Origin of the sequence: Cellulomonas hominis, from assembly GCF_005239125.1 — a bacterium.
In the GTDB taxonomy this organism is placed as follows: domain Bacteria; phylum Actinomycetota; class Actinomycetes; order Actinomycetales; family Cellulomonadaceae; genus Cellulomonas; species Cellulomonas hominis_A.
Genome location: NZ_SZYE01000265.1, coordinates 1 through 4224, shown reverse-complemented (window position 1 = coordinate 4224; position 4224 = coordinate 1). Strand labels below are relative to the sequence as shown.

At 74.9% G+C, this 4224-nt stretch carries 5 protein-coding genes and 1 pseudogene; 1 reads left to right on the top strand and 5 read right to left on the bottom strand.

Annotated elements, in window-relative coordinates:
• Positions 1-306: pseudogene (locus FA014_RS21085) on the top strand (hypothetical protein); the annotation flags it as partial.
• Here the strand turns inward: FA014_RS21085 and metK are convergent.
• The 5 genes from metK to mihF form a co-directional block, all read right to left on the bottom strand.
• Positions 204-1415 (bottom strand): methionine adenosyltransferase, encoded by a 1212-nt coding sequence (metK, locus tag FA014_RS18520; RefSeq protein WP_230323394.1) that lies wholly within the window; start codon positions 1413-1415, stop codon positions 204-206. The pseudogene FA014_RS21085 and the gene metK overlap by 103 nt on opposite strands.
• 35 nt (positions 1416-1450) lie before the next feature.
• Positions 1451-2671 (bottom strand): bifunctional phosphopantothenoylcysteine decarboxylase/phosphopantothenate--cysteine ligase CoaBC, encoded by a 1221-nt coding sequence (gene coaBC, locus FA014_RS18515; RefSeq protein WP_154731089.1) that lies wholly within the window; start codon positions 2669-2671, stop codon positions 1451-1453.
• 15 nt (positions 2672-2686) lie between these two features.
• Positions 2687-2950 (bottom strand): DNA-directed RNA polymerase subunit omega, encoded by a 264-nt coding sequence (gene rpoZ / locus FA014_RS18510; protein WP_147793607.1) that lies wholly within the window; start codon positions 2948-2950, stop codon positions 2687-2689.
• A gap of 37 nt (positions 2951-2987) precedes the next feature.
• On the bottom strand, positions 2988-3563 hold the full coding sequence (gene gmk / locus FA014_RS18505) for a guanylate kinase (protein ID WP_154731088.1): 576 nt from the start codon (positions 3561-3563) through the stop codon (positions 2988-2990).
• Between the two features lie 61 nt (positions 3564-3624).
• Positions 3625-3936 (bottom strand): integration host factor, actinobacterial type, encoded by a 312-nt coding sequence (mihF, locus tag FA014_RS18500; RefSeq protein WP_147793609.1) that lies wholly within the window; start codon positions 3934-3936, stop codon positions 3625-3627.
• Between the last annotated feature and the right edge of the window lie 288 nt (positions 3937-4224).

Genomic DNA, 4224 nt, shown 5'->3' with positions numbered 1-4224 from the left:
GCGCACCTCGACCGGCCGTTCGAGTACCTGGTGCCGGCGACGCTCGCGCAGGCCGCGGCGCCCGGCACCCGGGTGAAGGTGCGGTTCGGCGCGCAGGACGTCGACGGGTACGTCCTCGACCGGACCGTCGAGCCCGAGCAGCGTCGGCTGCTCGGGGACACCGGGGGCGCCCGCCGCCGCGGGCCCGTCCGCCACCCGGTCGCTCAGGACAGGGCGGAGCGCAGCGCGTCCACGCGGTCGGTGCGCTCCCAGGTGAACTCGGGCAGCGCCCGGCCGAAGTGGCCGTACGCGGCGGTCTTCCGGTAGATCGGCCGCAGCAGGTCGAGGTCCCGGATGATCGCGGCGGGACGCAGGTCGAACACCTCGCGGATCGCCGCGGTCAGGCGCTCGTCGGGCACCGTCCCCGTGCCGAACGTCTCCACGTACAGGCCGACCGGGTGCGCCTTGCCGATCGCGTAGGCGACCTGCACCTCGCACCGGCGGGCCAGGCCCGCGGCGACGACGTTCTTGGCGACCCAGCGCATGGCGTACGCGGCGGAGCGGTCGACCTTCGACGGGTCCTTGCCCGAGAAGGCGCCGCCGCCGTGCCGGGCCATGCCGCCGTAGGTGTCGACGATGATCTTGCGGCCGGTCAGGCCGGCGTCGCCCTGGGGGCCGCCCACGACGAACTGGCCGGTCGGGTTGACCAGCAGCCGGTAGTCGCTCACGTCGAGGTCCAGGCCCGCGTCCGCGAGGACCGGCGCGACGACGTGCTCGGCGATCGCCGGGGCGAGCTCGGTCTCGAGGTGGACGCCCGGCCCGTGCTGGGTGGACAGCACCACGGTGTCGAGCTTCACGGCGCGGTCGCCGTCGTACGCGACCGTGACCTGGGTCTTGCCGTCGGGGCGCAGGTCCGGGACCACGCCCTCCTTGCGGACGAGGGCGAGGCGCTCGGCGAGGCGGTGGGACAGCCAGATCGGCAGCGGGAGCAGGCTCTCGGTGTCGTCGGAGGCGTAGCCGAACATCAGGCCCTGGTCGCCGGCGCCCTGCAGGTCGAGCGGGTCGTGGTCGGACGCGTCCTGCCGGGACTCCCACGCCTTGTCGACGCCCTGCGCGATGTCCGGCGACTGCTGGCCGATCGACACGGAGACGCCGCAGGAGTCGCCGTCGAAGCCGATGTCGGAGGAGGTGTAGCCGATCCCGCGGACGACCTGGCGGATGATCTGCGGGATCTCGACGTAGGCCGTCGTGGTCACCTCGCCCGCGACGTGCACGAGGCCGGTGGTGACCATCGTCTCGACCGCCACCCGCGCCGTGGGGTCCTGCTCCAGGATCGCGTCGAGGATCGCGTCGGAGATCTGGTCGCACACCTTGTCCGGGTGCCCCTCGGTGACGGACTCGGACGTGAAGAGGCGCATGTCGGCGGGCGTCGTCATGCGCACAGGCTAGCCGGACCCGCGGGACCTGCGTGTCAGGCGGGCAGCACGCGGACCACGGCGTCCCACAGCCCGTCGGACACCGCGTCCTTGCTGCCCTCGGCCGTGGCGACCACCTCGCCGTCGCGGTCGAGGATCGTCAGGGCGTTCTGCTCCGACCCGAACCCCCGGCCCCCGCCGACGGCGTTCACCGCGAGCAGGTCCGCGCCCTTGCGCCGCGCCTTGGCGCGGCCGTGGTCGAGCACGCCGCCCGTGTCGTCGCCCGTCTCGGCGGCGAACCCCACGACGACCTGGCGGCCGTCCGCGCGCGGCGGGTCCGCGACCAGGCCGGCGAGCACGTCGGGGTTCTGCACCAGCGCGAGCGGCGGGACCGAGCCGTCGGGCTGCTTCTTGATCTTGTGCGCGGAGCCCGTGGCCGGCCGGAAGTCGGCCACGGCCGCGGCCATCACGACCACGTCGGCGTCGGCCGCGGCGGCGCGCACGGCGTCCTGCAGCTCGGCGGTGGTCTCGACCTCGACGACGCGCACGCCGGCCGGCGGCCGCACGGTGAGGTTCGCGGCGACCAGCGTGACGCGCGCGCCCCGGGCCTGCGCGGTGCGGGCCAGGGCGACGCCCTGCTTGCCCGACGACCGGTTGCCGAGGAACCGCACCGGGTCGAGCGGCTCGCGGGTGCCGCCGGCCGAGACGACCACGGTCCGCCCGGCGAGGTCCTGCGGCCGGGGCTTGCCCTCGGGGTCGACCAGCGCGAGGGCGGCCGCGGCGATCGCGTCGGGCTCGGGGAGCCGGCCCGGGCCGCTGTCGGCGCCGGTCAGCCGGCCCGAGTCGGGGTCCAGCACGTGCACGCCCCGCTCGCGCAGGGTCGCGACGTTCGCCCGCGTGGCGGGGTGCTGCCACATCTCGGTGTGCATGGCCGGGGCCATCAGCACCGGGCACGTCGCGGTGAGCAGGGTGGCCGCGAGCAGGTCGTCGGCGCGCCCCGAGGCCGCGCGGGCCAGCAGGTCCGCGGTGGCGGGCGCCACGACGACCAGGTCGGCCTGGCGCCCGAGGCGCACGTGGGCGACCTCGGGCACGTCGTCGAACACCTCGGACGTCACCGGGTGCCCGGACAGGGCCTCCCAGGTGGCGCGCCCGACGAACTCCAGGGCCGCCCGGGTGGGCACGACGCGGACGTCGTGCCCGGCCTCGGTGAACGACCTCAGGACGTGGGCGGCCTTGTACGCGGCGATGCCGCCGGCGACGCCGAGGACGATGCGCACGTCAGCGCGGGAGGCTCAGGCCTCGTTCGGGGCGACCGTCAGGAGGCCCGCGTCGATCTCGCGCATCGCGATGGACAGCGGCTTCTCCTGCGGGCGGGTCTCCACCAGCGGGCCGACGTACTCGAGCAGGCCCTCGTTGAGCTGCGAGTAGTAGGCGTTGATCTGGCGCGCGCGCTTGGCCGAGTAGATGACCAGCGCGTACTTGGAGTCGGCACGCTCGAGGAGGCGGTCGATCGGCGGGTCGGTGATGCCGATGGGCTCGGCGACGGTTCCGGACACGGTGGCTCCCGTAGTCGAAGGGGGTGGGGACTGCCGGTCAGTCTACAGCCGCGGGCAGGCCCATCAGCGCGACCAGCTCGTCCGTGGCGCGCCGGACGTCGTCGTTGACCACCACGTGGTCGAACTCCGGCTCGGCCGCCATCTCGACCTCGGCGGTCGCGAGGCGGCGCGCGCGCTCCTCGGCGTCCTCCGTCCCGCGGCCGACGAGCCGGCGCACCAGCTCCTCCATCGAGGGCGGGGCGAGGAACACGAACTGGGCCTCGGGCATCGTCGTCCGGACCTGGCGCGCGCCCTGCAGGTCGATCTCCAGCAGCGCGGGCTCCCCGGCGGCCAGCCGCTCCTCGACGGGCCGCCGGGGGGTGCCGTAGCGGTTCCGGCCGTGCACCACCGCCCACTCGAGCAGCTCGCCGTCGGCGACCATCCGGTCGAACTCCTCGGGCGACACGAAGTGGTAGTGCAGGCCGTCGACCTCGCCCGGCCGCGGGGGCCGGGTCGTGGCCGAGACGGAGAGCCAGACCTGCGGGTACCGCGCCCGCAGGTCGGCGGACACGGTGCCCTTGCCGACGGCCGTGGGTCCGGCGAGGACGGTCAACCGGGCGCGCGGCGTCGTCATGCTGCTCTGGTGCTCCTGGAGTTGTGCGGCCCCGCGGGCCGGCGTCGGTGGGGCCGACCGGTCACCCGAACCGGTCGATCAGCGCCTTCACCTGGTGCGGGCCGAGGCCACGCACGCGGCGGGTCTCCGAGATGCCGATCTCGGAGATGATCTGGCGTGCCTTGACCTTACCCACTCCCGGGAGGGACTCGAGCAGGGCGAGCACCTTGAGCTTGCCGATGGTCTCGTCCTTCTGGCCCTGGGCGATCACCTCGGACAGCGAGCCCTGCGAGTACTTCAGCCGGTTCTTGACCTCCGCGCGGGCCTGGCGGGCGGCGGCGGCCTTCTCGAGCGCCGCTGCGCGCTGCTCGGGGGTGAGAGTCGGAAGTGCCACGTGAGTCACCTTCTCATCACTGTCGGGAGGCAGGGACATGGATCATGCGTGGTCCCCGCGGGGGTCCGGGGCGACGTCGCCCCGGGACCGAGGGCCCATCTCCCGAGGATGGCACGGGAAGGGCGAACCGGCACGTCCCGGCAGCGTGTCGCCGCGAAACCTCCCCGGACCCGTCGCTCCGGGCAACGGATCCGGGGGGCCGCGGAGCCCCGTGGGGCCGTCAGCGCAGCGCGGCGCCGGCGGCGTCGGCCGCGGCGCGGGCCGCGTCGCGCAGCGCGCGCACGTCCG

Bases quoted from the DNA above. Each gene is read 5' to 3' on its own strand.
- metK (WP_230323394.1), bottom strand. From the start codon at position 1,415: ATGACGACGCCCGCCGACATGCGCCTCTTCACGTCCGAGTCCGTCACC.
- gmk (WP_154731088.1), bottom strand. From the start codon at position 3,563: ATGACGACGCCGCGCGCCCGGTTGACCGTCCTCGCCGGACCCACGGCC.